Here is a 24,846-nt window from a genome sequence, read left to right on the forward strand (position 1 = left end):
CACCCATGAGCGACGCGCCCTTCTGCCGTGACTGCCTGACGCTCTCCGCCAATCCTCTGGCGGAGCGGTGCAAGGCCTGCGGGTCTCCTCGCCTCCTGCGGCACAAGGAGCGGGATACGCTGTCCATCGCCCATGTGGATTGCGATGCCTTCTTCGCGGCGGTGGAGAAGCGGGACGATCCGAGCCTCGCCGACAAGCCTGTGATCATCGGCGGCGGCAAGCGCGGAGTGGTCTCGACCGCCTGCTATGTGGCGCGCACCTATGGCGTGCGCTCCGCCATGCCCATGTTCCAGGCCCTGAAGCTCTGCCCCCATGCGACCGTGATCAAGCCGAACGGGGAGAAATACAGCAAGGCGGGGCGCGAGGTACGCCAGCTCATGCGGGAGCTGACACCGCTGGTCGAGCCCGTCTCCATCGACGAGGCCTTTCTCGACCTGACCGGAACGGAGCGGCTGCACCACGGCAGCGCGGCCCTGACGCTCGCCCGCTTTGCCCGCAAGGTGGAAAACGAGATCGGAATCTCGATCTCGGTCGGGCTCTCCTACAACAAGTTCCTCGCCAAGATCGCCTCGGACCTTCAGAAGCCGCGAGGCTTCTCCATCATCGGGCGCGAGGAGGCTGCCGATTTCCTGGCCGACAAACCTGTCGGGGTGATCCCTGGGATCGGCGCCTCGGCTCAGAGCCGGCTCGCCAAGGTCGGAGTGACTCAGATCGCCCATCTGCGCGATGTGCCGCTGAAGATCCTTTTCGAGGCGCTCGGCCGGGATTCGCAGCGCCTGTCGCGGCTCGCCTGGGGCGAGGACCGCAGAGCCGTAACGCCGGAGCGGGAGACGAAGAGCATCTCGGCCGAGACGACCTTCGAGACGGATCTGCGTTCCTTCGAAGATCTGGAGCCGATCCTCTGGCGGCTTTCCGAGAAGGTTTCGCGCCGGCTCAAGACCGCGGGTCTGGCCGGACGCAGCGTGACCCTGAAGCTCAAGGACAAGGACTTCAGGCTCCTCACCCGCACCCGCTCGGGCTTCGCGCCCACGCAGCTTGCCGCCCGCCTGTTCGATCCGGCACGGCAACTCCTGAAGGCCTCCTGCGACGGCACCGCCTTTCGACTCATCGGAATCGGAGCGGCCGATCTCTGCGATGCGGCGGATGCGGACAAGGGCGATCTCGCCGACCAGTCCGTGGTGCGTCAGGCCCACATGGAAGCTGCCATCGACAAGATCCGCGAGAAATTCGGTGCGGGGGCCGTGCAGAAGGGCATCGTGCTGCGCAAGCCCTAGAGCATCGGATTCGGAAGCAGACTTGCACCTTTGGAATCCATTCCGATGCTCATCCCCTGAGCTGGCGCATCGTGCGGACCCGATGGCCTATCGCTGACAGGGGCTCGGCTTCTGGACGTCGAGGCTCTTCAGCTCGCCCTTGAGGGCGAAGTCGCCGTAATCGAGCTTCAGGTCGCGGCTGATACCGTTCTCATAGAGTTCGAAGGAGATGGTGTAGACCGGCATTCTGTCGGCCTTGCCCTCCTCGAAGTAGCTGATAGTGATCGGCCAGCGCGCCAGTGTGGCGAGGTTGTCCTTGCGGACGGCATCCTCGAGCGATGCCTGCGCGGCGCCCGGCTCGATCCGGCGGCCGATCAGCCCCAGGGTATCGTAGACCTTGTCGCCCTTGTTGGAGCCGTCATAGACCCTGATGGACAGGGTCGCATCGCCCCGGCGGCCGGCCTCGATCAGGCGCTTGAGGTGCTCTGTCGGAAAAACCGTCTCGCCGTTGGCTTCGAAGGCGGCTCGCTTCGGCTGCTTCAGATCGACGTTGAGGGTGCCCTGCGGCGAGATCTTGGCATCGCCGTCGACCTCGCTGTCCTTGATCAGGCCCTGCCGCAAGGACGTGGACTTGAAGTGCATGGAGCGGCCGTCGCCGGTCTCATAGGTCGCGGTCTGGACGTCCATGGTGTTGGGCCCCGACTCGGAGCCGTTGAGGATCGTGACCTGACGATACTTGAGAGTGTAGCCGTCGCAGGCATCGCCGCCGAATTCCATCGCGATGCGCCCTCTTGCGTTCTCGACCCCGTTGGAGCCGCCCGCCCGCAGCAGGGAGAGGTCGTAGACGGCCCGGTGGGGCGTGAGTTGAACCGGAGGCTTCACGGTCTCGGCAAGTGCCGGCACCAGCGAGGCGAGGATCAGGCCCGAGGCCACAACGAGCAAACGCATATCTTCTCCCGACGCAACGCCAGCTACGATAGGCGTGTCTTGCGGACAGGGCAATGTTCCCGCTTGCGTCCTTCCGGCTCATCCGCCACTACTCCGTCCGGATGATGTCACACATCGAGGCTTCCATGAGCGCAGTCGACAAGAAACTTCAGGAATTGGGGATCACCCTGCCGACCCCAGCGGCGCCGGTGGCGAATTATGTACCGTTCGTTCGAACCGGCAACCTCGTCATCATCTCCGGACAGCTCTGCCTCGGTCTCGACGGCAAGCTCGCCGACGCCCACAAGGGCAAGGTCGGCGCGGAGATCTCGCCCGAGATCGGCCAGCAGGCCGCGCGTCTTTGCGCCATCAATCTGCTCGCCCAGCTCAAGGCTGCCGTCGGCGATCTCGACAAGGTGACCCGCTGCGTCCGTCTCGGCGGCTTTATCAATGCGGTGCCCACCTTCGCGGCCCTTGCTCCCGTCATGAACGGCGCATCGGACCTGATGGTCGAGGTTCTCGGTGACGCCGGCCGTCATGCCCGCTCCACCATCGGCGTCGCCGAGTTGCCGCTCGATGCCTGCGTCGAAGTCGAAGGGATGTTCGAAGTCCAATGAGCACTCCAAGCTGGCTCGTCGCGAAGCCCATCGCCCATCGCGGCCTTCACAACAAATCCGAGGGCGTCATCGAGAATACGGTCTCGGCCGCGGAAGCCGCCATCGCGCACGGCTTTCCCATCGAGCTCGACGTTCAGCTGACCGCCGACAACGAGGCCATCGTCTTCCACGACTTCGAGCTTGAGCGCCTCACAGGCGAGAGCGGAATGGTGGCCGAGCGCAGGCTCTCCGACCTGACCCGGATCGACATCACCGGCGCCAAGGGCGGAGACAAGATTCCCTCGCTCCGGGATTATCTTGGCACCGTCGCCGGGCGCACGCCGCTGGTCATCGAGGTCAAGAGCAAGTTCAACGGCGACATGCGGCTAACGAAGCGGGTCATCGAGATCCTGAAGGACTACAGCGGTCCTTTCGTGGTGAAGTCCTTCGATCCGGATATCGTCGCCCATCTGCGCGAGCATGCGCCGCATATCACGCGCGGTTTCATCGGCGAGCTGGAATATGCGTCGAAGGCCGACAGCTTCCTGACGCCCGAAAAGAAGCACCGGATGGCGAACCTGTTGCATTTCGCGGAAACGCAGCCCCATTTCCTGTCCTGGCGCGTGAAGGACATCCCCTGTGCTTCGACCCATCTCAGCAGGCTCCTGGGAAACCTACCGGTCATGACCTGGACGGTGCGCAATCCCGAGGATCGCGCCCGTGCCGAGAAGCACGCGGATCAGATGGTGTTCGAGGGCTTTCTGCCCTGATCGACTCTTTATGGCATCCCCGCGGCCCCGGGATGACAAGGGCCGGGCCGTCATAGACTGATATTGCAAGGATCCCGCCGAGTGATTAGCTCTTAATCCCTAACGGCGGGATCCCTCCATCCAGTGACCTTCCAAGTCAAAATCGCCCAAGGCCTGAAGGCGGTCCCGGCTGCCGAATGGGATGCGTGCGCGCTCGGTGCGGGCACGGGCGACGACGATCCCTTCAATCCATTCGTCTCCCATGCTTTCCTGTCCGCGCTTGAGGATTCCGGCTGCGTCGGGGCGAAGACCGGGTGGGCGCCGTTGCATGTTCTCGTCGAGGACGAGGCTGAGCAACTTCTGGGCGCGGCTCCCTGCTATCTCAAATCACATTCCATGGGCGAATACGTGTTCGACCATTCCTGGGCCGACGCCTATACGCGGGCCGGAGGACGATATTATCCCAAGCTCCAGGTGGCGGTGCCCTTCACGCCCGTCACCGGCCCTCGCCTCCTCGTGCCGAATGGGGATCGGGCGGAGGAGATCCGGTCCTATCTGGTTGCAGGACTGCGCTCGCTCCGGGACCAGACCGGAGCCTCGTCCATCCACGCGACTTTCCTGCAGCAGAACGATCTCGAAGCCTTCACCGCTGAAAAATTCCTGCGGCGGGACGACCAGCAGTTCCACTGGTTCAACGAAGGCTACGGCAGCTTCGACGACTTCCTGGCTGCCCTCGCCTCGCGCAAGCGCAAGGCGATCCGGCGCGAGCGCCGCGATGCGCTTGGCGCTGGGATCACCATCGAGTGGGTGACCGGAAAGGACATCACGGAGGCCCACTGGGACGCCTTCTTCGCCTTCTATATGGATACGGGTTCCCGCAAATGGGGCCGGCCCTACCTCAACCGCCTCTTCTTCTCGCTCATCGGCGAGCGCATGGCTGATCGGGTGCTGCTCGTCATGGCGAAGCGCGACGGCCGCTACATTGCAGGCGCCATCAACCTCATCGGCGACAAGCGCCTCTATGGGCGCAACTGGGGCTGCATCGAGGATCATCCGTTCCTGCATTTCGAGGTCTGCTATTACCAGGCCATCGCATTCGCCATCGCCCACGGCCTCGACCGGGTCGAAGCGGGCGCCCAGGGCGAGCACAAGCTGGCGCGCGGCTACCGGCCCGTCCTTACCTCATCGGCGCACGACATCGCCGACTCCTCTCTCCGCCGTGCGGTGCAGGCCTATCTCGACCAGGAGCGGCGCTACGTGTCGGAGGCTGCTGAAGAGCTGGAGGAGTCTACCCCGTTCAAGCATCGGGAGGAGGATTGATCTCAGGAGGCGGATGCCTCCTGCCGTAAGGCGTGCGCATGAGCAACGAAGCCTTCGAGGTATTTCCGGAGCTGCTCCTCGATCTTCTGGTCGGCCAGCGTACCGTCCTGATTGAACACCGTCTGCGCGCGCGACACCATCATCCGCCCTCCCGTCCACAGATCGGCTCCCAAGGTGCGGAGCACCGGAAGCCAAGCATTCTGGGACAGGATGGTCCCGAAGCCACCAGGCGAGGCGCCGATCAGAGCAACCGGCCTGCCGCCGAAGACGCGCTTGATGTCGGCTGGCGGGCGGGAGAGCCAGTCGATGGCGTTCTTGAATACGCCGGGAATGGAGTTGTTGTATTCCGGCGTCACGAGCAGCAGCCCGTCCGCAGCGGCAATCGCCTCCTTCAGCTCTGTCACTCGCTCTGGGATCCCTTGAGTCTCTTCAAGGTCGCCATCATAAAGCGGAACGCCGCGTATGGTATCGACAACAAGCTCCGAACCCGCTGGCATCAAGCCCGCGGCGGCCCGCAAGAGTGCGGAGTTGTACGAAGCTTGGCGGAGGCTTCCCGATAGGCCAACCAGTCTCGTCATGATGGCCCGATCCTCCAAGCTCCGCGTCCTCAAGGGAGGTTAGCGTCCCGACAGGTCATGTCAAACCCAAAGCGAGGCTGGCCATCCGACCCGTGCGAGACGCGTCAGCAGGCCTCAAGACAGCCACTAGAAATCACGCGACATCAGTTCATATGTGGACTATGCACCAGCGACCCTCCTGTCGAACTCTCCGACATTCATGAACTGTCCTCTCCCATACCCCTCTCGCGAGTTTGCTTGATGCATCAGCGTTTCAAGCCACAGCCGGATTTTCTCGGCGATGGTGGAGTCATGGGAGAGCGCATCCGCCATCACGATTGGTCGGCAACGCCGGTCGGACCGATCGAGGCATGGCCGCATTCCCTGCGCACGGCCGTGGGTATGATGCTCCATTCCAAGTTCCCCACCTATCTGGTGTGGGGTCGCGACCTGACGAGCTTCTACAACGATGCTTATGTGCCGATTCTGGGGGCAAAGCCGGAGGCGCTGGGTCAGCCCTTCCGTGACGTATGGGGGGAAGCCTGGGATGTGGTCGGGCCGATCGCAGAGAAAGCTCTCCTCGGCCAGGCAAGCTATTTCGAAGACCTGCCGATCATGATCGAGCGCAATGGCTATCCCGAGCAGACCTGGTGGACCTTCTCCTACGGCCCTATCCACAACGAGGCGGGTGATGTCGCCGGCATCATGTGCATCGTTCATGAGACGACCGCGAAGGTTCAGAGTGAGCAGAGGCTTGAATTTCTCGTTCGGTTGAGTGACCGCCTTCGCAGCCTCAACGAGCCGATCGAGGTGATTACCGCCGCTCAGGAAATGCTAGGCGAACATCTCCAGACCAGTCGTGTCGGTTATGGTGAGGTTGAAGAAACGGCCCGCTACTTCACCACAGAGCGGAACTGGACGGACGGCACGGTCGCTCATCACACCGGGACCCATGACCTGGCGGCTTTCGGGCCCGAGATCCACAGCGCTCTAAAGCGGGCAGAGCCTCTGGTCGTCCATGACGTTTCGACCGATCCCCGCACCAATTCACCCGCGCACCTCGCTGCCTTCGCCGCCCTGGAATTCTCTGCGGTCGTCACCGTGAGCCTGATCAAGCGAGGGCACATGGTGGCAGCCCTCTACGTTCATAACCGAACTCCCCGGCTCTGGAATGACAACGAAGTCAAGCTCATTCAGGATGTGGCTGAGCGGACCTGGGATGCGGTCGAGCGGGCTCGCTCCGAAGCAGCCCTGCGCAAGAGCGAGGAGCGGCTGCAGCTCGCTGTCGAAGCGTCCGGCGTCGTCGGCACCTGGGACTGGGACGTGACGTCCAATCTCATCTATGCAGATGAGCGCTTTGCCACCCTTTTCGGAGTCGATCCCGAAACCGCAGCAGCAGGCACTCCGATTGCGAACTTCATGGACGGCGTTCACCCGGACGACCGCGGCAGAATCCGAAAGCAGATCGGCGAGGCGGTCGATACGGGCGGCCACTACGCCGCCGAGTATCGCACCATCGCCAAGGATGGACAGATCCACTGGGTGTCAGCCCAGGGGCGCTGCTATCATGTCGCTGGGCAGCCGGTTCGCTTCCCAGGGGTTATCGTCGACATTACCGAGCGAAAGCGCGCGGAGGAGCACCGGGAGCTTCTGATCCATGAGCTGAACCACCGGGTGAAGAACACGCTGGCTACCGTCCAATCCATCGCTTCCCAGACCCTGCGCAATGCCGGCGCCATGGAGGAAGCCCGCTCCGCCATGGAGTCGCGCCTGCTCGCCCTGTCCCGAGCCCACGACGTGCTCACGCGGGAGAACTGGGAAAGCGCGGGCCTCCTCGAGATCGTCAGGGAAGCCATGGCTCCCTACCGCCACGAGCGTGAGAAGCGCATTCACATGGAAGGCCCGGATGTACGCCTGTCGCCTCGCATGGCGCTGGCCATTGCCATGGCCTTGCAGGAGTTGGCCACCAACGCCGTGAAGTATGGCGCTCTTTCCGACACCGTCGGCGAGGTGCGGATCCTCTGGTCGGTGCGCGAGCAACCGGAAAAGCTTCTGCACCTCACCTGGTCCGAGATCAACGGTCCGAAGGTCGGCGTCCCAAAGCGCCGCGGCTTCGGCAGTCGGCTCATCGAGCGGAGCCTCGCTCACGATCTCAATGGCCGTGCGAAGATCGACTTCGCGCCGACGGGGGTCATCTGCACCGTGGATGCTCCCCTGATCTGAAGCCTAAAGAAAAGGCCGCACCGGAATGTGGTCCCGTGCGGCCTCATGAATTCAGCTGAAAAGACTGTAATCAAAGACTGGCTAGAATAGCCTCGATGCCTTCCATGATCGCCTGCGGCGAGGTCCCGAGCGCGTTCAGGCCGACGTCCAGGGCCCAATAGCAACCAATGAGGATGACCGGAACGAGGACCCAACCCATGACCTCCTCGAACCAGACGCGACGGCGACGGCGCTGGTAGCGCTTTTCGCGCCATGACAGCTTCGCCGCCGGAGCCTCCAGAGTACGAGAGGCCTGCAGGGGCCCCTCGTGGATTTCAGTCGTCATGCTCTCACCAACGGAACTTTCGGAACGGTACGGACGCCACCGCCTCCATTACCATCGGATCCTTTCGGCTTCACCGCTTTTTTCGTCTTCGTCGAAGCGGACTTCGCCTTGGGCTTCTTCTTGGCGTTCGTCACGACCTTCTCGGGCTTCGGCTTCACCGGGCCTTCGACATATTCGAAGCCAAGGCTCTGCAGGCCGATCTCGTCGGTCTTGACGATGACCTTGACCGCCCCGCCCTCCTTGAGGCGGCCGAACAGCACCTCGTCCGCCAGGGGCGTCTTGATAGTCGACTGGATCAGGCGGCCCATGGGGCGGGCGCCCATGGCCTCGTCATAGCCATGCTCGACCAGCCAGTCACGGGCTTCGTCGGTAAGCTCGATCGACACGTTGCGGTCGGCGAGCTGGGCATCCAGCTGCATGACGAACTTGTCGACGACCTTCTGGACCACTTCCTTCGGCAGATGCCCGAAGGAGATGATGGCGTCGAGGCGGTTGCGGAACTCCGGCGTGAACAGCTTGTTCACGGCCTCCGTGTCGTCGCCTTCCCGCTTGGTGCGGGTGAAGCCGTAGGCCGGGCGGGCCATGTCGGCGGCACCCGCATTCGTGGTCATGATGATGATCACGTTGCGGAAATCGACTTGCTTGCCGTTGTGGTCCGTCAGCTTCCCGTGGTCCATGACCTGGAGCAGGATGTTGAACAGGTCCGGATGCGCCTTCTCGATCTCGTCGAGCAGGAGCACGCAGTGCGGATGCTGGTCGATGCCGTCGGTCAGCAGGCCGCCCTGGTCGAAGCCCACATAGCCGGGAGGCGCGCCGATCAGGCGGCTGACCGTGTGGCGCTCCATGTACTCAGACATGTCGAAACGCAGGAGCTCGACGCCCAGGGAAACGGCCAGCTGCTTGGCCACTTCGGTCTTGCCGACGCCCGTGGGACCGGCGAAGAGATAGGAACCGATGGGCTTTTCCGCGTCGCGCAGGCCGGCACGGGCTAGCTTGATGGCCGATGACAGCGCCTCGATGGCCTTGTCCTGCCCATAGACGACCCGCTTGAGGGTCTCCTGCAGGTGCGCGAGCACCTCCGCGTCGTCCTTCGACACGGTCTTGGGCGGAATGCGGGCCATGGTGGCGATGGTCGCTTCGATCTCCTTGATGCCGATGGTCTTCTTGCGACGACCCTCCGGCAGGAGCATCTGCGACGCGCCGGTCTCGTCGATCACGTCGATCGCCTTGTCCGGCAGCTTCCGGTCGTTGATGTAGCGGGCGGACAGCTCCACCGCCGCCTTCACGGCGTCGTTGGTGTACTTGAGCTTGTGGAAGTCCTCGAAATAGGGCTTCAGGCCCTTCACGATCTCGATGGCATCCGGCACGGATGGCTCGTTGACGTCGATCTTCTGGAAGCGACGGACGAGGGCCCGATCCTTCTCGAAATACTGGCGGTACTCCTTGTAGGTGGTCGAGCCGATGCAGCGGAGCGTTCCCTGCGCCAAGGCCGGCTTCAGCAGGTTCGAGGCATCCATCGCGCCGCCCGACGTGGCGCCGGCGCCGATCACCGTATGGATCTCATCGATGAACATGATGGCGTTCGGATGCTGTTCGATCTCCTTCATCACCTGCTTGAGGCGCTCCTCGAAGTCGCCGCGGTAGCGGGTGCCGGCCAGCAGCGTGCCCATGTCGAGGGCAAAGACGGTGGCGCCTTTGAGAACTTCGGGCACCTCGCCCTGGATGATCTTGCGGGCCAAGCCTTCCGCGATGGCGGTCTTGCCGACGCCGGGATCGCCGACGAGGAGCGGGTTGTTCTTCTGCCGGCGGCAGAGGACCTGGATGGTGCGCTGGACTTCCGACTCACGGCCGATCAGCGGATCGATCCGGCCTTCCTTCGCCTTCTTGTTGAGGTTGACGCAGTAAGCCTCGAGCGCATCGCCCTTTTTCTTGGCTCGCGCATCCCCCTCTTCCTGGGTCGGGCGCTCGGTCGACGATTCCTCCTCGGATCCACGCGGAGAGCGGCTCTCCGTGAGGCCCGGGCGCTTGGCAATGCCGTGGCTGATGTAGTTGACCGCGTCGTAGCGGGTCATGTCCTGCTCCTGCAGGAAGTAGGCCGCATGGCTCTCCCGCTCGGCGAAGATGGCCACGAGCACGTTGGCGCCCGTCACTTCATCCCGCCCCGAGGACTGGACATGGATCACCGCACGCTGGATCACGCGCTGGAAGCCGGCCGTCGGCTTGGAATCCTGGCGTCCGTCCGCGACGAGGTTGGCAAGTTCGCTGTCGACATAGTCCACCAGATTGCGGCGGAGGATCTCGAGATCGACATTGCAGGCCCGCATGACGGCCGCTGCATCCTGGTCATCGATCAGGGCCAGGAGAAGGTGTTCGAGGGTTGCATATTCATGGCGGCGCTCGCCGGCAAGAGCGAGGGCTCGGTGAAGGGCTTGTTCAAGACTGCGAGAAAAGCTCGGCAACGGCTTGTCCTTTATGAGCGGGGCTCGGCTAATTCTTTTCCATTACACATTGCAGAGGATGCTGGTGCTTTCGGGCGAAATCCATCACCTGGGTCACCTTGGTCTCGGCAATTTCGTACGTAAAAACTCCACATTCCCCGACACCGTTCTGGTGTACGTGCAGCATGATCCGGGTGGCATCCTCACGGTTCTTGTTGAAGAAGCGCTCCAGCACGTGCACCACGAACTCCATCGGGGTGTAATCATCGTTCAAGAGGAGAACGCGGTAAAGGTTAGGCCGTTTCGTGCGCGGCTTGGTTTTCGTGATGATGGCCGTGTTGGAGCGACCGCCATCATCGCCTCCAGGAGGCTGTGACCCGCCGGCAGCCGAGATCGGACGCTGATCCGACAGAGTCAAAGTACCTTGAGCTAACCGCAGCATCGTCGAACGACCGCCCCTTCTGTTCGCCTTGGCCCTGACCTGTGGCCCGCATCCCGGTTCAAGCCAGAACCCATAGCCCAATCTATAGTCGCTCCATTCGGTTCGCCAGATCAACCAGATGGGTGGTCGCAGCCTTGATGAAAAGAGCGACATCTTAGTCACGCCTTCGCGAGTGCCCCATGTTCGCGAGTGCCCCAACGGAGCGGCCAAGCTTCCGGCGCATGGCAGCCCAACGCGAAACGCCCGGCACGAGGCCAGGCGCTTTATCCCAAAGGGATGCAGAGGCTCTTTGGTTTAGGCCGCCTTGGAGAGGAGCCCCTCGTAAGGCTTCAACGTCTCGGTGGCGAGAGTGGAATAGAGCGAGCCGATCTTGGCCGACTGGCTGACGAGGCTGTCATAAGCGCCCCGCATATAGGCCGTCTGGATCTCGACCGCCTTGTCGAGAGTCTGGACGCCGATCAGCTTCTCGAGCGTGGAGGAGGTCTGCTCGAAGGACTTGCGGGCGAATTCAGCCGTCTCGGTGGCAATCGCCTGGGAGTTGCTGGAGAAAGCGCCGAGCGCCTTCATGGTGGCATCCAGGTTGTCCTGGCCGAATTTCTGAATCTGGGTGAACGGCTGAAGCATTGTGAACCTCGACAATAAGGCGTTAGGATAGGTGTTGGCGCCACTGGAGAGCCGACGGATGGCAATATGTGCACTGCACAATAATTTGTCAAGTTCTATTGTGCACCGCACAATAAGTCCCCTGATTCTGGCAAGGAATCGTCCCCGTTAACCCCCCCGTAACCGCAACCTCTTACCGTCAGAACATGTGTTGCGCCGGCAACGGTTCCTCTCAGAGAGCCGGGCGCGAGGGCCTAAAACCAAACGAAACAGGGATTTTGAGTATGAATTCGGTTTGGATGGGACACCGAAAGGCGTGGACTCTCGTTGGTATCGTTGCGTCATTTGCGATCACGATCACCTCTCCCGCTGAAGCAGCCCGCCGCAGGGCTCCTGCAGGGGGCGGCTACAGCCCCCTCGCCGCGTCGATCGTCGTCGACGCCAAGACGGGTAAGATCCTCCAGGGTGAAAATATCGACGAGCCCCGCATTCCTGCCTCCATCACCAAGGTGATGAGCCTCTACCTGCTGTTCGAGCAGCTCGAGCGCGGCCGGATGCGCCTCGATACTCCCCTGACGGTTTCGTCCTATGCCGCCAGCCAGCCGCCGACCAAGCTCGGTCTGCGGCCTGGCTCGACCATCGAGGTCGACGATGCCATCAAGGCTATGGTCACCCTCTCCGCCAATGACGTCTCGGTCGTGGTGGCCGAGAATATTGCCGGTTCGGAAGATGCCTTTGCGCAGATGATGACCCGCAAAGCCAGGGAGCTCGGCATGAGCTCCAGCGCCTTCTACAACCCGCACGGATTGCCCCATTCTCCCGCAAACATCACGACGGCCCGCGATCTGTCGATCCTCGGTCGGGCGATCCAGGATCGCTTCCCGAAGTACTTCGCCTATTTCCAGACCAGCTCCTTCCAGTATGGCAGCCGCACCATCCGCGGCCATAACCGCCTCCTGGGCAAGGTCGAGGGCGTGGACGGGATCAAGACCGGCTATACCCGCCTGTCGGGCTTCAACCTGCTGACCTCGGTCAACACCGATACGCGCAGCATCGTTGCCGTTGTGCTCGGCGGCCGCTCCGGCGCCTCGCGCGACCAGAAGATGGCAGCTCTCATCGACAATCACCTGCCCCGTGCCTATGCCGGCGCCCGCATCGCCCCGCCGGTAGTCGAAGGCTCCCCACAGCCTTCGATGGTCGCCGAGGCTCCGGCCCCGCGTCCGGTCGAGCCTGCCCCCACTCAGGCTCCCGTGCGCGTGGCTTCCGCCACGCCGCAGGCTCCCGTCGCTCAGGCTACGACCCCTCAGCCTGCGCCTGAGCGCAAGCCGCTCGACCTGAATACCCTGCGTCCGGTGGTGGCATCGGCCACCGGCGCGAGTTCCACCACGACCCCCTCCTCCACCTCCTCGGTGCGCTGGCAGAAAGGTCAGGAGCCGCTGCCCCTGAACGCTCAGGCCTATGCGGCCCTGCCATCCCAGGCCGCTCCGGCACAGATCCCCGCCTCGCAGAAGGCCGCCCTCCAGGCCAAGATCGAGGCAAAGTCTGTCGAGCCGGCTCCGGCCGCATCCGCCCCGGCGGCAACGAAGACCACCTCGCTCAAGGCCGAGGATATGGAGCCAAAGAAGGTCGAACGTCCGGCCATGGCGGGTTGGGTGATCCAGCTCGGCGCCACGGATGACGAGGACAAGGCGAAGGAGATGCTCGACACCGCACGCAGCCGCTTCGGCAAGGTCCTCGGCAAGGCCTCGCCCTTCACGGAGAAGGTCAACGTCGACGGCAGCACCCTCTACCGCGCCCGCTTCTCCGGCTTCTCGGAATCGGATGACGCTGCAAAGGTCTGCAAGCAGATCAAGAAGAGCGGCATGAACTGCTTCGCCGCCCGCGGCTGAGACGGATTTTACAGTCACTGAGACGGTGCGTGTGTGTGCACCGTCTCAGCTTAAGACAACCGGATCGCGCGTGGAGTATCAGCGATGTCGGCCCAGCAAGACTTCTCTAGCCTCGTTGACGCGGGCCGCGAGGTACGCCGTCCCTCCCTGGTCGGGGTGCAGCTTCTTCATCAGCGTGCGGTGCGCTTTCCGGACCTCATCGAGGCCCGCGCCCGGCTGAAGCCCCAGGATCTGATAGGCTTCTTCTTTCGTCATTACGCCCGACTGCGCATGAGTGCGCGTCCGCGTGTCACGATCTCCCTGAGCGTTTTCACGCCAGCCGGCAAACCGGCGATCAAGATAAGCTTCTAGCAGCGGAACGCCCTGTGGATCGTGAGCCATGCACTCGTCGTAGACACGGCGCAGGCTCTGCGGGTCGAGGCTGGACAGGCGCCGGCCCGCGAAGGCTCCGACCAGGATGCTGCCCTCGACGGCACCGGTCGCATGGTCGATTTCCATCTCGATCATCGCTGAGCGGATGCGGGAGTAGCGGCCCGGTTGGGGCTGAAGCCGGCTCCAGGGTCCAGGAAGTTTGAGGACGTTCCATCCGAGCGCCCAGGCTCCAAGCCCGCCAATGAGGAGCGCAAGGCCTAGTTGGCCTTTGGCGCCCACCAACACGGCCGCACCCAACGCGGCAACTCCGCCTATGGTCCTGACAGCCTTCGCCAAAGCCTTCGGGTCGGTACGTGTGTAAGTCTTGCCTAGCCACCACAGAAGAGCGACCGCGGCGATTCCGAAAAGAAGCATCATAGTTCTACGTCCCCACCCCAACATGTGGGCCGGGATGGGGCGGATGTAAATTGCCGGCTTGAAGAATGGATTGCGAGACTCAGGCCGGACGAGCCGGAATGGTGAGACCGCGCTGGACCGCCGGACGGGCCAGCCCCCGCTCCAGCCAGGCAGGAACGCGCTTCAGGCTGTCGAACTCGACCAGCTCGCCCGCATCGTAGAAGCCGACCAGGTTGCGCACCCAGCCCAGCAGGGAAATGTCGGCGATGGTGTATTCGTCGCCCATGATCCAGTCACGGCCGTCGAGCCGGGTTTCGAGCACACCGAGCAGGCGCTTGGATTCGTTGCGGTAGCGCTCCAGCGGCCGCTTGTCCTCGATCTCGCGGCCGGCGAACTTATGGAAGAAGCCGAGCTGCCCGAACATCGGGCCGACGGATGCCATCTGGAAGAACACCCATTGAATGGTCTCGTAGCGGCGCAACGGTTCGGACGGGAGGAGTTGTCCCGTCTTCTCGGCGAGGTAAAGGAGGATGGCGCCCGACTCGAACAGGGCGAACGGCTTTCCGCCGGGACCGTCAGGATCGATGATCGCCGGGATCTTGCCGTTGGGGTTCAGCGCGAGGTACTCGGGAATCCAGGTCTCGTTCTGGCTGATATTGATGAAATGCGGCTCGTAAGGCAGTTCGGTCTCCTCCAGCATGATGGAGACCTTCACTCCGTTGGGCGTCGGGGTGGAATAGAGCTGGATCCTGTCGGGGTGCTGGGCCGGCCAGCGGCTGGTGATCGGGAAGGCGGAGAGATCGGGCATATAAACTCCATCATCGACGTGAGTCGGGGTGGAGCGATGCTAGAGGGATGGCAACGGCTTGCAAACGCGAAGCCGCTGCCTGCCGATCAAGTTTCAGTGCAGCAGGCGCGCCGCGCCGCGCTGGCTTTCGCGCTCCCAGGCCTGGACGACGATGCCGTTGATACCTGAATCGTGCAGCCTGTCGCTCAGATCGATGAAGTGGCGCTCGGTGGCCTCCACGTCGAACTCGATCTGCTCATCCTCCGACTGCTCCAGCTCGCAGGCCGCATAGCGCTCATAGGCCGCGGACATCTCGGCATAGGCGAAGGCGACAGGCAGGGTGCGGAAGATCGTGGAGAATTCCTCATCCAGCTCGCCGGTCGTCAGGTCGCGCATTTGGACGAGGTAGCCATCGTCGTGCTCGCAGACCTCATAACGCCAGTGCCGGCCTTCGGATGCACACATCAGCATCGGAACCTCCACTCAACTTAACTGCTGAGCCAATGCGAATCGCGGCAGCGAGGTTCCAGGGTGATCCCCAGCAAAAAAGTCTAAGGGCGTACGCCCATTTCAGCCCGAACCCGGCCGTCGATCCTCACCTGGGTTCCATTACCGAGATCGATGAATCCCTCATTTGCCCTAAGACGATCCTGGCTTCTGGCCTCCGTGCGTCCCGAGCGGAGGGGGGCCTTGCAGCCGGGCGGCAACTGCACCTGAACACCGGGCGGCAGGTCAGACATGCGGCACTCTTTCGCAAGTGCGGAGCTGACGGAACTGATCAGCAGAACGGCAATAACAATCGGGAGCTTCATCGGAATGCCTCCACAAATTCACATAGGTTATAGAAGCCCCAGCTCGGCCAGCTCCCGACGCATGTCCTCGGGCATCTTGGCGAGGTCGCCCGTCTTTCCATCGATATCACGTGGGGCATCCTTGGCAACGAGGTAGCGCCATCCCTGGAACGGCCGATAGGGCCGCGGCTCCACGGCAACCACTTTGGGCTCCAGCACCAGGTGGCAGCGTCCGATGCCGTCGCCATCCGTGAAGGGATGCACGTCCAGGAGCGTCTGCCGGGCTGCCACCTGACCCTTTATTACCCAGAACAGAGAACCGCCTCCGAGAAGCTCCTCCACGCGCTTGGGAACCATGCGGGTCGTATGCGTCTGCTCATAGTCGCGGCCGAGCCGGCGGTGAAGCGCGCGGTTCTCCTCGATCCATTCCTCGAGATCCGTGATCGAATCGCATCCGACGCAGAGTTTGATCAGGTGAAGGGCCATGTTCGCTTTCAACCATGCGCCTGCGGGATCCGAAATCCGGCGATGCGCCGCAGGTTAATCTTCCATCTTCAGCACGATCAACCGCGCCCCCTCAGCCACCTGAGCACCCGGCTCAGCTGCGATCTCCGCCACCTCGGCGTCGGAGGGCGCCACCAGCACGTGTTCCATCTTCATCGCCTCGACGATGGCAAGGCGCTGTCCCTTCTCGACGCGGTCGCCCGGTTGCACGAAGACGGCGATAAGCTTGCCGTGCATCGGCGCCTTCACCGAACCGCCTTCGTCCATGTGCTCGAGATCGACGTCGAAGGGATCGTACGACTGCACCAGCGTCTGACGCCCGTTGCGCAGGATATAGACGCCATGCGGCGCCTCGACCTCCCGATCGATCTCTTCGTCGGCCCAAGGATCGCTCGTCCCGACAGCGACGGTGCTTGCACCGTGATGCTCGGCACTGAACACCTCCCGCGCGTCGACCCGCTCGCCATCGACGAGAAGCGGCACCCCGACGCTGCGAGTTCCGAGCAGCTGGAAGCCATCCGGGTTCGACCAGGGCGAGGACGGCTCGTCGCTCTTCTGCAGTTCGGCCATGCGCAGCCGCTCGATCTCCCGCGAGATAAGCGCCGCGGCGCCGAACGAGACGGCGACGTCATCGCGTGGCTGAGGTCCGACACCGAGCGCGTCGAGATTGCGGTCGATGAAGCCCGTATCGAACTGTCCTGCCCTGAAGGTTTCCGCCTCGCAGAGTTTTTTCAGGAAGGCCGCATTGGTCTTCGGACCGGCAACGATCGTCTGCCCGAGCGCCTCCGCCAGCATCGCCAAGGCCTCCCCGCGCGTCTCGCCGTGCGCGATGACTTTCGCAATCATCGGGTCATAATAGGGAGTCACGTCAGCTCCGGCCTCGACGCCCGTATCGATGCGGATGCCCTCGCCTTCCGGAAATTCCAACGCCCAGAGCTTGCCTGTCGAAGGCAGGAATTCCTTCTCCGGATCCTCCGCATAGAGCCGCGCCTCGACCGCATGGCCGTTGATCGTGAGATCCGCTTGCGTGAAGGGGAGCGTCTCGCCCGACGCGGCGCGGAACTGCAGTTCCACCAAGTCGAGCCCCGTGATGGCCTCCGTCACCGGATGCTCCACCTGCAGGCGGGTATTCATCTCCATGAAGTAGAACCGATCCGGACGCAGGCCCTCGCGGGCGTCGGCGATGAACTCGACGGTGCCGGCGCCCACATAACCGACCGCGCGGGCAGCCTCGACGGCAGCCCGACCCATCACCTCGCGCATCTCCGGCGTCATGCCGGGAGCCGGCGCCTCCTCGATCACCTTCTGATGGCGGCGCTGGAGTGAGCAGTCGCGTTCGAAGAGATGCACCACATTGCCGTGGCTGTCTGCGAAAACCTGGATCTCGATATGGCGCGGCGAGAGAATGTATTTCTCCACCAGCACGCGGGGATCGCCGAAGGCGCTCGATGCCTCCCGCTGCGCGCTCTCGAGCGCCGCGTCGAAGTCGGCAGCCTTCTCGACCCGCCGCATGCCTTTGCCGCCGCCGCCCGCAACGGCCTTGATAAGAACCGGGTAACCGATCTCGTAGGCCTTCTGGCGCAGGAAGTCCGGATCCTGCTTGGCGCCGTGATAGCCCGGTACAACCGGAACGCCGGCCTGCTGCACGAGGGCCTTGGCCGCATCCTTCAGGCCCATGGCCTTGATGGCGGAGGCAGGCGGGCCGACGAAGACGATGCCGTTCCTGGCGCAGGCCTCGGCAAATTCGGCCCGCTCGGACAGGAAGCCGTAGCCGGGATGGATGGAGGCGGCCTTGGTGCGCTTGGCGACCTCGATGATCCTGTCGATCTGGAGATAGCTCTCACGGGCGGGCGGCGGGCCGATGAGATGGGCCTCGTCCGCCATCTGCACGAAAAGGGCCTCCGCATCCGCTTCCGAATAGACAGCGATGGTGCGCATTCCCAACTGCCTGGCAGTGCGGATGATACGGCACGCGATCTCGCCACGGTTCGCGATCAGGACACTCTCGAGCATATCCATCCCTTATTCGAATGTTCCGTACGGGTTTTGGCCAACCTAGAGCAAACCTCGGGCCTCTTGTCACGCGCGAAGCTGCAAACCAGACCCTGCTCCAACAGGCTCACAGTCCTTTGGAGTTAGAGCCGGGCTTCAAATGAAACTTTGTGCAACTCACCTCTTGCTCCAGCGTTTGTTCCACGCTAGCCTTCTTTTGCAAATAATTTGCAACTGCAGAAAGTGACCATGGATCAGCCGGCTCCCGTCTCCCTCGTGCAGAAGGCCGCATGGCGGCGCTCCTCGGACCTGCCTTCCCTAGCGGAGGTCAATCGCACGATCGCGGTGCGGCCGGGCTCGGCATGGCGCCGGGCGGCGGCCTTCCTCGGGCCGGGCTATCTGGTGGCCGTGGGCTATATGGACCCGGGAAATTGGGCGACCTCCCTCGCCGGCGGCTCGAAATACGGCTACGCGCTGCTCTCGGTGGCGCTGATCTCCAATATCATGGCGATCATCCTGCAATCGCTCTGCGCACGGCTTGCGGTCGCCACCGGCCGCGATCTTGCCCAGGCCTGCCGGGACGCTTACCCGAGGCCCATAGCATGGGGTTTATGGTTGCTGGCGGAACTCGCCATCTGCGCCACGGACCTCGCCGAAGTCATCGGCACGGCCATCGGCCTGAACCTGCTCTTTGGCATCCCGTTGGAGATCGGCGTCATCATCACGGCGCTGGACGTGTTCCTGATCCTCTATCTGCAGAATCTCGGTTTCCGCTGGGTCGAGGCTTTCATCATCACGCTGCTCGGCGTCATTGCGGTCTGTTTCGGCATCCAGATCGCCATGGCCGATCCGGACTGGTCGGGCGTCATCACCGGCTTTGCACCGACCACCGAGATCGTCACCAATCCGGACATGCTCTACCTCGCGCTCGGAATCTTGGGCGCGACGGTGATGCCGCATAACCTCTACCTTCACTCCGGCATCGTGCAGACGCGTGCCTATGGCGATACGGTGAAGGAGCGCCGCGAGGCGCTGCGGTTCGCAACCCTCGATTCCACCATCGCGCTGATGTTCGCGCTCACCATCAACGCATCCCTGCTTATTCTCGCGGCCGCCGCCTTCCACGGTACCGGACGCACGGAGATTGCCGAGCTCGGCGAGGCGCACACCCTTCTCCAGCCGATCCTGGGCAGCGCCATCGCGCCGATGCTCTTCGGACTGTCGCTCTTGTGCTGCGGCCTGAATTCCACGGTGACGGCCACCATGGCGGGACAGATCGTCATGGAGGGCTTCATCAACTTCAGGATGGCGCCGTGGATGCGCCGCCTCATCACCCGCGGCATCGCCATCATTCCGGCCGCCGGCGTCACCATCGCCTATGGCGAGAGCGGCACGGCGAAACTTCTCATCTTGAGCCAGGTGATCCTGAGCCTGCAGCTTCCCTTCGCCGTCATCCCGCTCGTGACGATGACCGCCTCGAAAGCCAAGATGGGAGTGCTTGTCACACCCCGCTGGCTCACTGCCATCGCAGGCATCGTCGCGGCAGTCATCGTGATCCTGAATGTAAAGCTGCTGGTCGATTTCGTGACGGGGTAAGCGGTTCCAAACTTCCCACTCATGTCATGGCCGGGCTTGTCCCGGCCATCGCGATCAGAAGAGCGCTGGGCCTTTCAAAGCGAGATCACCGGCACAAGGCCGGTGATGACGAGCGTATGAACGCACTGCCCTACACGTCTCTCAAACGACCGAGCGCCTCTTCCATCTTGCCCTTGCGGGTCAACGCCTCCTCGCGGCGCTCGCGCTGCTCCTCGACCACCTCTTCCGGCGCCCGCCTGATGAAGTCGGCATTCCCGAGCTTCGCATCGATCTTCGCCACTTCCCCATCGAGCTTCTGGATCTCCTTGGCGAGACGTGCGCGCTCAGCATCGAGGTCGATCACGCCCTCCAGCGGCAGGGCCGCCACCTCGCCGCGGATGAGGAGCTGGATCGAGCTCTTCGGAGCCGAATCCGCGAAGGAGATGTCGGAGATGCGCGCGAGGCGCTTCACGATATCGCCCCAGCGTCCGGCGCGGGCCTGCACGTCGGCTGACGGCGAGACAAGCGCGAGGGGGATCTGCGCTCCGGCCGGCACGTTCGTCTCCGAACGGGCGGAGCGGATCTCGTTGACGAGGTCCACCACCCAGCCGATCTCGGCCTCGGCCTGCTCGTTGATGAGGTGATCCAAGTTCGACCAGGCGCTCAGCGCCAGGATCGTTTCACGCCGCGGACCTTCCTCGCCCTTGATCGCCCACAGCTCTTCCGTGAGGAAGGGCATGAACGGGTGCAGGAGCTTGCAGATCTCGTCGAAGATGAAGGCGATCGTCGCGCGGGTCTCGGTCTTCGCCACCGAATCCGCGCCTTGCAGCACGGGCTTGGCGAGTTCGAGCGTCCAGTCGCAGAACACGTTCCAGACGAAGCGATAGGCCGCGAGCGCTGCCTCGTTGAACTTGTAGGCCTGGATGCCCGCGGAGACCTCGTTGATCGCCTTGGCGCATTCGCTGAGCGCCCACTTGTTGAGCGTCTCCTTGACAGTCTTCGGGTCGAAGCCGTCGACGCGCCGGCACTCGTTCATCTCGGCGAAGCGCGCCGCGTTCCAGATTTTGGTGGCGAAGTTGCGGTAGTTCTCCACGCGCTGGACGGAGAGCTTGATGTCGCGTCCCTGCGCAGCCATCGAGGCCAGGGTCATGCGCAGGGCATCGGCGCCATATTGCTCCACCACGTCGAGCGGGTCGATGACGTTGCCCTTGGACTTCGACATCTTGGCGCCCTTCTCATCGCGGACGAGGGCGTGGATGTAGACCGTGTCGAAGGGCACTTCGTCCATGAAGTGCAGGCCCATCATCATCATGCGGGCAACCCAGAAGAAGATGATGTCGAAGCCCGTGACCAGCGTGTTGGTCGGGTAGTAGCGCTTGAGCTCCGGCGCATCGTCCGGCCAGCCGAGCGTCGAGAACGGCCACAGAGCGGACGAGAACCAGGTGTCGAGCACGTCCTCGTCGCGCTTGAGTGCAACGTCCTTGCCGTGCTTGGCACGTGCCTCAGCCCGTGCCTCCTCTTCGCTCATGGCTACGTAGGCATTGCCCTGATCGTCGTACCATGCCGGGATCTGGTGGCCCCACCAGAGCTGGCGCGAGACGCACCAGGGTTCGATGTTCTCGAGCCACTGGAAATAGGTCTTCTCCCAGTTCTCCGGCACGAACTTTGTCTGGCCCTTGCGCACGACATCGAGAGCACGGTCTGCCAGCGGCTTCACATTCACGTACCACTGGTCCGTGAGATAAGGCTCGATCACCACGTTCGAACGGTCGCCGTGCGGTACCGTGTGGGTATGCGGCTCGATCTGGACGAGGAGTTCGCGCTCTTCGAGCATCGCGACGATCTGCTTGCGCGCCTCGAACCGGCCAAGGCCGTCGAGGGCGAGCACAGCCTTGAGATCATCCGACTGCGCGAGCCCTTCGAGGAAGTCTTCGTTGCCGGCGAGCGCAAGCTGCGCCTCCGTGCCGAAGATGTTGATGAGCGGCAGCTTGTGCCGCTTGCCGACCTCGAAGTCGTTGAAGTCGTGCGCCGGGGTGATCTTCACCGCACCCGTCCCCTTCTCCGGGTCGGAATATTCGTCCGCGACGATCGGGATGCGACGGCCCACCAGCGGCAGAATGGCGAACCGGCCGATGAGGTCCCTGTACCGCTCGTCTTCGGGATGGACCGCGACGGCCACGTCGCCAAGCATGGTCTCCGGGCGGGTCGTCGCCACCGTGATCGAGCGGTCGGGCATGCCTTCGATGGCATAGCGGATGTGCCAGAGATTGCCCTTCACCTCGACCTGCATGACCTCCAGGTCGGAAATGGCGGTCTGGAACTTGGGGTCCCAGTTCACGAGGCGCTTGTCCTTGTAGATCAGGCCCTGCTTGTAGAGGTCAACGAAGACCTTCAGCACGGCGCGGGACAGGCCCTCGTCCATGGTGAAGCGCTCGCGCGACCAGTCGCAGGAGGCGCCGAGGCGCTTGAGCTGTCGCACGATGGTGCCGCCGGATTCCTCTTTCCACTCCCAGACGCGCTTGACGAATTCCTCACGGCCGAGGTCGCGGCGCTGAATCTGGCGCTCGGCGAGCTGGCGCTCCACGACCATCTGGGTGGCAATGCCGGCATGGTCCATGCCCGGCTGCCAGAGCACGTCCTTGCCCCGCATGCGCTCGAAGCGGCAGAGAATGTCCTGGATCGTGTTGTTGAGGGCGTGCCCCATATGGAGCGAGCCGGTGACGTTCGGCGGCGGAATGACGATCGTGTAGGGTACCGCGTCCTTGCGATCCTCGCGGCCGGCCTTGAAGGCTTCGGCCTCCTCCCATCGGGTGGAAATGCGTGCTTCGACAGCGGAGGGATCGAACGTCTTGTCCATCATGATGAATACCGGCCAGTTGGCGCGAGGAGCGCAAGCAAGACGGCTACAAACCGGACGGACAGGCTGAAGTCAACAGAGGGGCGAAAATCTTAGCCCCGGCAACGGGCCACGCGCTCGATTTCAGCCCGGACCAGGCGCTCGACCAAGGAAGGAAGATTGTCGTCGAGCCATGCCTTCAGCATGGGCCGCAGCATCTCCTTCATCAGGTCCTCGACGGTCTGGGGCTGGGCCGGCCTGACCGTCTCGCTCAGCCGGTTGAAGGCGCCGGACACCGAGGCACTGGCCTTGCTCGAGAGAAGCGCATCGGCCGTCGCCGGTTCGACCATGGCCGCGGTTTCCGCCGTTTTCAGAACAGGCTCAGGCACGACGATTGGAGCGCAAGCCGGCTTCTCCGGCTCGCTGAAAGCCTGCACATCCAGGTCGGCTTCATCCTTGGGAGAAGAATCGTCGAACGAGACTTCGCCACGGTTCCATCGCCCAAGAACCGGCTCGTTGGGCATGGTGCCGAGAAGCGGCGACACATGAAGCTCTGCGATGTCGAGCACGTTCTGCAAAGGGGAAGTACTTGGCTCCTGGAACTCGGAGGGCTGCGGCTCCTCCTGATCGTCGGAGATGATACGCCGGATGGAAGCCAATATGTCTTCCATCGATGGCTCATTAACTTTCAGGCTCGTTGAACCCATAGCCGCATCCAAATCAAAAACTCTAAGAATCACATTCTGATGAATGTTCGTTAAGTATTTTACTCACCATTTAAGAAAACAAGCGGGGCCAGAACTAAAAAGTTCTGGCCCCGGATCTTATCAACGACCATCCGGCGTCGACGTTCCGATCCAAAGATCCTTGACCTGATCGTAGTGAATCTTCGGGCTGTAGTGATTCACCTTCAGGGCTAGCGCACGGGAGTTCAGCCGTCCCATGGCGTTGACGAGGCTATAGGAGGCGACCACGCGATCGCGCTGAGCCTGGATGAGATTGACGCGGGCGGTCAGGAGTTCCTGCTGCGCATTCAGAACGTCGAGGGTCGTGCGCTGGCCGACCCGGGCCTCCTCGCGAACACCACTGAGGGCCGTCTCGGCGGCATCGATCTGCGCCTGGGCGGCTTGGATCTGCGCGCGGGCCGCCTCGAGGCGAGCCCAGGAGGATTGTACGGCGGCGCGGACCTGATCGCGCACGGAATCGGCCTCGAGACGGCGCTGGCCTGCCTCTTCCTTGGCCTGCCGTGTGGCCGCATAGGCCTGCCCGCCCTCGTAGATCGGAACGGTCAGCCGGGCGACAACGGAAGCAGACAGCGCAGAGTCCCCTTCCGTCTGGCGGTCATAGCGCTGGTCGACCGCGCCGGCCACGCCCAGTTGCGGCGCAAGCGCCCCCTGGGCGACCTTGACCTGCAGCTCGGCCACATCCACGGCATGCTGCCGGGCCTTAATTGCCGGATGCTCGTTCAAAGCGATCTTCACGGCGGCATCGACGCTGCGTGGGGTCAGGCTGTCCAGAGGCCGTCCCGGTGCCAGCTGCTGCGGGTCGACGCCGACAACCTGGCGATAGACGGCGATGCTGTTACGCAGATTGGCCTCGGCCAGGCTTGCCTCGGACCGGGAGGCGGCCAAGCGGGCCTCAGCCTGGGCGACGTCAGTCCGGGTGACCTCGCCGACATTGAAGCGGTCCCGCGTCTGCCTCAGCTGCTCATCGATCACCTCGACGTTGTTGCGCTGCAGATCGAGAATGGCCGTATCCCGCAGCACATCCATATAGGCGGTCGCGGCATCGAGCAGCACGCCCTGCTCGGTGGTATTCAAGGTTTCGCGGGAGCCGAGCACACCGGACTCGGCGGCGCGGACGCGGTTGCTGGTCTGGAACCCATCGAAAATGGGCTGGGTGATCTCGACGCCGAACCCGCGGGGGGTCAGGCGACTGATGCTGCTTCCTCCGCCGAAAACAGTCCTTGGCCTGCCAGTATCGGCATCCGTAAAGGTCCGGCCGATATCCGCTGTGCCGTTAATTCGGGGCCGGTAGCCCGATTTCGCCTGAGCGACATCCTCGTCCCTGACACGCACGCCAGCCCGCTGGGCATTCAAATCGGGGTTGTTGCCATAGGCGCGCGACAAAGCGCTTTCCAGGGTCTCGGCAGACGAACCGCTGGCGCCCATCAACACGAAGGCCGAGGTCATGGCCCCAAAGAGCAAGCGGTACGTCTTTTTGGAATGCTTTTCGTTCACGCGCACCTGCCTAGCGATCCAAAGCGGTCCC

21 protein-coding genes are annotated in these 24,846 nt (G+C 63.1%); 7 read left to right on the plus strand and 14 right to left on the minus strand.

Translation table 11 applies throughout. The annotated features are described in order from the left end of the window. Positions 1–5 precede the first annotated feature (5 nt). Positions 6–1,274: a DNA polymerase IV gene (locus ILT44_RS03685; RefSeq protein WP_204238219.1), complete on the plus strand. Its 1,269-nt coding sequence runs from the start codon at positions 6–8 to the stop codon at positions 1,272–1,274. Positions 1,275–1,361: 87 nt separating this feature from the next. On the opposite strand, the gene ILT44_RS03690 is transcribed toward ILT44_RS03685, so the two are convergent. Next, positions 1,362–2,201, minus strand: coding sequence for a cell envelope integrity EipB family protein (locus ILT44_RS03690; RefSeq protein ID WP_204238220.1), 840 nt, complete (start codon positions 2,199–2,201; stop codon positions 1,362–1,364). Between the two features lie 125 nt (positions 2,202–2,326). Here ILT44_RS03690 and ILT44_RS03695 point away from each other — a divergent pair, with 125 nt between their 5' ends. The 3 genes from ILT44_RS03695 (at position 2,327) to ILT44_RS03705 (ending at position 4,845) form a co-directional block, all read left to right on the plus strand. Beyond that, positions 2,327–2,797, plus strand: a complete 471-nt coding sequence (locus tag ILT44_RS03695; protein ID WP_204238221.1) for a RidA family protein — start codon at positions 2,327–2,329, stop codon at positions 2,795–2,797. After that, positions 2,794–3,546 (plus strand): glycerophosphodiester phosphodiesterase family protein, encoded by a 753-nt coding sequence (locus tag ILT44_RS03700; protein WP_204238222.1) that lies wholly within the window; start codon positions 2,794–2,796, stop codon positions 3,544–3,546. Before ILT44_RS03695 ends, ILT44_RS03700 begins: the two co-directional genes overlap by 4 nt. Before the next feature lie 123 nt (positions 3,547–3,669). Beyond that, complete coding sequence (locus ILT44_RS03705; protein WP_204238223.1) at positions 3,670–4,845, plus strand: GNAT family N-acetyltransferase; 1,176 nt, start codon at positions 3,670–3,672, stop codon at positions 4,843–4,845. 2 nt (positions 4,846–4,847) lie between these two features. Here the strand turns inward: ILT44_RS03705 and ILT44_RS03710 are convergent, their stop codons facing one another. Continuing rightward, positions 4,848–5,423: an NADPH-dependent FMN reductase gene (locus ILT44_RS03710; RefSeq protein ID WP_204238224.1), complete on the minus strand. Its 576-nt coding sequence runs from the start codon at positions 5,421–5,423 to the stop codon at positions 4,848–4,850. A 240-nt stretch (positions 5,424–5,663) separates the two neighbouring features. Between ILT44_RS03710 and ILT44_RS03715 the strand changes: the two genes are divergently transcribed. Next, positions 5,664–7,625, plus strand: coding sequence for a PAS domain-containing HWE histidine kinase family protein (locus tag ILT44_RS03715; RefSeq protein ID WP_204238225.1), 1,962 nt, complete (start codon positions 5,664–5,666; stop codon positions 7,623–7,625). Between the two features lie 70 nt (positions 7,626–7,695). On the opposite strand, the gene ILT44_RS03720 is transcribed toward ILT44_RS03715, so the two are convergent. The 4 genes from ILT44_RS03720 to ILT44_RS03735 form a co-directional block, all read right to left on the minus strand. Continuing rightward, positions 7,696–7,950, minus strand: a complete 255-nt coding sequence (locus ILT44_RS03720; protein ID WP_204238226.1) for a hypothetical protein — start codon at positions 7,948–7,950, stop codon at positions 7,696–7,698. Further along, positions 7,947–10,409 (minus strand): ATP-dependent Clp protease ATP-binding subunit ClpA, encoded by a 2,463-nt coding sequence (gene clpA, locus ILT44_RS03725; protein ID WP_204238227.1) that lies wholly within the window; start codon positions 10,407–10,409, stop codon positions 7,947–7,949. Before clpA ends, ILT44_RS03720 begins: the two co-directional genes overlap by 4 nt. A 28-nt stretch (positions 10,410–10,437) precedes the next feature. Next, positions 10,438–10,830 (minus strand): ATP-dependent Clp protease adapter ClpS, encoded by a 393-nt coding sequence (gene clpS / locus ILT44_RS03730; RefSeq protein ID WP_204238228.1) that lies wholly within the window; start codon positions 10,828–10,830, stop codon positions 10,438–10,440. A 294-nt stretch (positions 10,831–11,124) separates the two neighbouring features. Then, positions 11,125–11,454 carry a phasin family protein gene (locus ILT44_RS03735; protein ID WP_204238229.1) on the minus strand — a complete coding sequence of 110 codons (330 nt, stop codon included), beginning with the start codon at positions 11,452–11,454 and terminating at the stop codon, positions 11,125–11,127. Between the two features lie 263 nt (positions 11,455–11,717). Here ILT44_RS03735 and ILT44_RS03740 point away from each other — a divergent pair, with 263 nt between their 5' ends. Further along, entirely contained in the window at positions 11,718–13,322 is a 1,605-nt protein-coding gene (locus ILT44_RS03740) for a D-alanyl-D-alanine carboxypeptidase (RefSeq protein WP_204238230.1), read from the plus strand. A gap of 78 nt (positions 13,323–13,400) precedes the next feature. Here ILT44_RS03740 and ILT44_RS03745 read toward each other — a convergent pair whose 3' ends face one another. The 5 genes from ILT44_RS03745 to ILT44_RS03765 form a co-directional block, all read right to left on the minus strand. Further along, complete coding sequence (locus ILT44_RS03745) at positions 13,401–14,111, minus strand: DnaJ domain-containing protein (protein WP_204238231.1); 711 nt, start codon at positions 14,109–14,111, stop codon at positions 13,401–13,403. A 79-nt stretch (positions 14,112–14,190) separates the two neighbouring features. Next, complete coding sequence (locus tag ILT44_RS03750; protein WP_204238232.1) at positions 14,191–14,898, minus strand: glutathione S-transferase N-terminal domain-containing protein; 708 nt, start codon at positions 14,896–14,898, stop codon at positions 14,191–14,193. 93 nt (positions 14,899–14,991) lie between these two features. Then, a complete protein-coding gene (locus tag ILT44_RS03755) occupies positions 14,992–15,348 on the minus strand; it encodes a hypothetical protein (protein WP_204238233.1) in 357 nt (118 codons plus the stop codon). A gap of 368 nt (positions 15,349–15,716) precedes the next feature. Further along, complete coding sequence (locus tag ILT44_RS03760; protein ID WP_204238234.1) at positions 15,717–16,154, minus strand: DUF1489 family protein; 438 nt, start codon at positions 16,152–16,154, stop codon at positions 15,717–15,719. A gap of 54 nt (positions 16,155–16,208) precedes the next feature. Continuing rightward, on the minus strand, positions 16,209–18,185 hold the full coding sequence (locus ILT44_RS03765; protein ID WP_204238235.1) for an acetyl/propionyl/methylcrotonyl-CoA carboxylase subunit alpha: 1,977 nt from the start codon (positions 18,183–18,185) through the stop codon (positions 16,209–16,211). A gap of 228 nt (positions 18,186–18,413) precedes the next feature. Between ILT44_RS03765 and ILT44_RS03770 the strand changes: the two genes are divergently transcribed. Then, positions 18,414–19,760, plus strand: a complete 1,347-nt coding sequence (locus ILT44_RS03770) for an Nramp family divalent metal transporter (protein ID WP_204238236.1) — start codon at positions 18,414–18,416, stop codon at positions 19,758–19,760. Positions 19,761–19,890: 130 nt separating this feature from the next. Here the strand turns inward: ILT44_RS03770 and ILT44_RS03775 are convergent, their stop codons facing one another. The 3 genes from ILT44_RS03775 to ILT44_RS03785 form a co-directional block, all read right to left on the minus strand. Further along, on the minus strand, positions 19,891–22,599 hold the full coding sequence (locus tag ILT44_RS03775) for a valine--tRNA ligase (RefSeq protein ID WP_204238237.1): 2,709 nt from the start codon (positions 22,597–22,599) through the stop codon (positions 19,891–19,893). Between the two features lie 89 nt (positions 22,600–22,688). Then, the gene (locus ILT44_RS32170; protein ID WP_372441128.1) at positions 22,689–23,282 is read right to left on the minus strand and encodes a PopZ family protein; all 594 of its coding nucleotides are present in this window, start codon (positions 23,280–23,282) and stop codon (positions 22,689–22,691) included. A 120-nt stretch (positions 23,283–23,402) separates the two neighbouring features. Next, a complete protein-coding gene (locus ILT44_RS03785; RefSeq protein WP_239467896.1) occupies positions 23,403–24,767 on the minus strand; it encodes a TolC family outer membrane protein in 1,365 nt (454 codons plus the stop codon). Between the last annotated feature and the right edge of the window lie 79 nt (positions 24,768–24,846).

The sequence above is a fragment of the Microvirga arvi genome (assembly GCF_016892765.1).
Taxonomy (GTDB): domain Bacteria; phylum Pseudomonadota; class Alphaproteobacteria; order Rhizobiales; family Beijerinckiaceae; genus Microvirga; species Microvirga arvi.

Bases quoted from the DNA above. Each gene is read 5' to 3' on its own strand.
- ILT44_RS03770 (WP_204238236.1), top strand. From the start codon at position 18,414: ATGGATCAGCCGGCTCCCGTCTCCCTCGTGCAGAAGGCCGCATGGCGG.
- ILT44_RS03715 (WP_204238225.1), top strand. From the start codon at position 5,664: ATGCATCAGCGTTTCAAGCCACAGCCGGATTTTCTCGGCGATGGTGGA.
- ILT44_RS03685 (WP_204238219.1), top strand. From the start codon at position 6: ATGAGCGACGCGCCCTTCTGCCGTGACTGCCTGACGCTCTCCGCCAAT.
- ILT44_RS03755 (WP_204238233.1), bottom strand. From the start codon at position 15,348: ATGCTGATGTGTGCATCCGAAGGCCGGCACTGGCGTTATGAGGTCTGC.
- ILT44_RS03700 (WP_204238222.1), top strand. From the start codon at position 2,794: ATGAGCACTCCAAGCTGGCTCGTCGCGAAGCCCATCGCCCATCGCGGC.
- clpS (WP_204238228.1), bottom strand. From the start codon at position 10,830: ATGCTGCGGTTAGCTCAAGGTACTTTGACTCTGTCGGATCAGCGTCCG.
- ILT44_RS03690 (WP_204238220.1), bottom strand. From the start codon at position 2,201: ATGCGTTTGCTCGTTGTGGCCTCGGGCCTGATCCTCGCCTCGCTGGTG.
- ILT44_RS03775 (WP_204238237.1), bottom strand. From the start codon at position 22,599: ATGATGGACAAGACGTTCGATCCCTCCGCTGTCGAAGCACGCATTTCC.
- ILT44_RS03750 (WP_204238232.1), bottom strand. From the start codon at position 14,898: ATGCCCGATCTCTCCGCCTTCCCGATCACCAGCCGCTGGCCGGCCCAG.
- ILT44_RS03720 (WP_204238226.1), bottom strand. From the start codon at position 7,950: ATGACGACTGAAATCCACGAGGGGCCCCTGCAGGCCTCTCGTACTCTG.
- ILT44_RS32170 (WP_372441128.1), bottom strand. From the start codon at position 23,282: ATGGGTTCAACGAGCCTGAAAGTTAATGAGCCATCGATGGAAGACATA.
- ILT44_RS03740 (WP_204238230.1), top strand. From the start codon at position 11,718: ATGAATTCGGTTTGGATGGGACACCGAAAGGCGTGGACTCTCGTTGGT.
- ILT44_RS03710 (WP_204238224.1), bottom strand. From the start codon at position 5,423: ATGACGAGACTGGTTGGCCTATCGGGAAGCCTCCGCCAAGCTTCGTAC.
- ILT44_RS03695 (WP_204238221.1), top strand. From the start codon at position 2,327: ATGAGCGCAGTCGACAAGAAACTTCAGGAATTGGGGATCACCCTGCCG.
- ILT44_RS03745 (WP_204238231.1), bottom strand. From the start codon at position 14,111: ATGATGCTTCTTTTCGGAATCGCCGCGGTCGCTCTTCTGTGGTGGCTA.
- ILT44_RS03785 (WP_239467896.1), bottom strand. From the start codon at position 24,767: ATGACCTCGGCCTTCGTGTTGATGGGCGCCAGCGGTTCGTCTGCCGAG.
- ILT44_RS03765 (WP_204238235.1), bottom strand. From the start codon at position 18,185: ATGCTCGAGAGTGTCCTGATCGCGAACCGTGGCGAGATCGCGTGCCGT.
- ILT44_RS03735 (WP_204238229.1), bottom strand. From the start codon at position 11,454: ATGCTTCAGCCGTTCACCCAGATTCAGAAATTCGGCCAGGACAACCTG.
- ILT44_RS03760 (WP_204238234.1), bottom strand. From the start codon at position 16,154: ATGGCCCTTCACCTGATCAAACTCTGCGTCGGATGCGATTCGATCACG.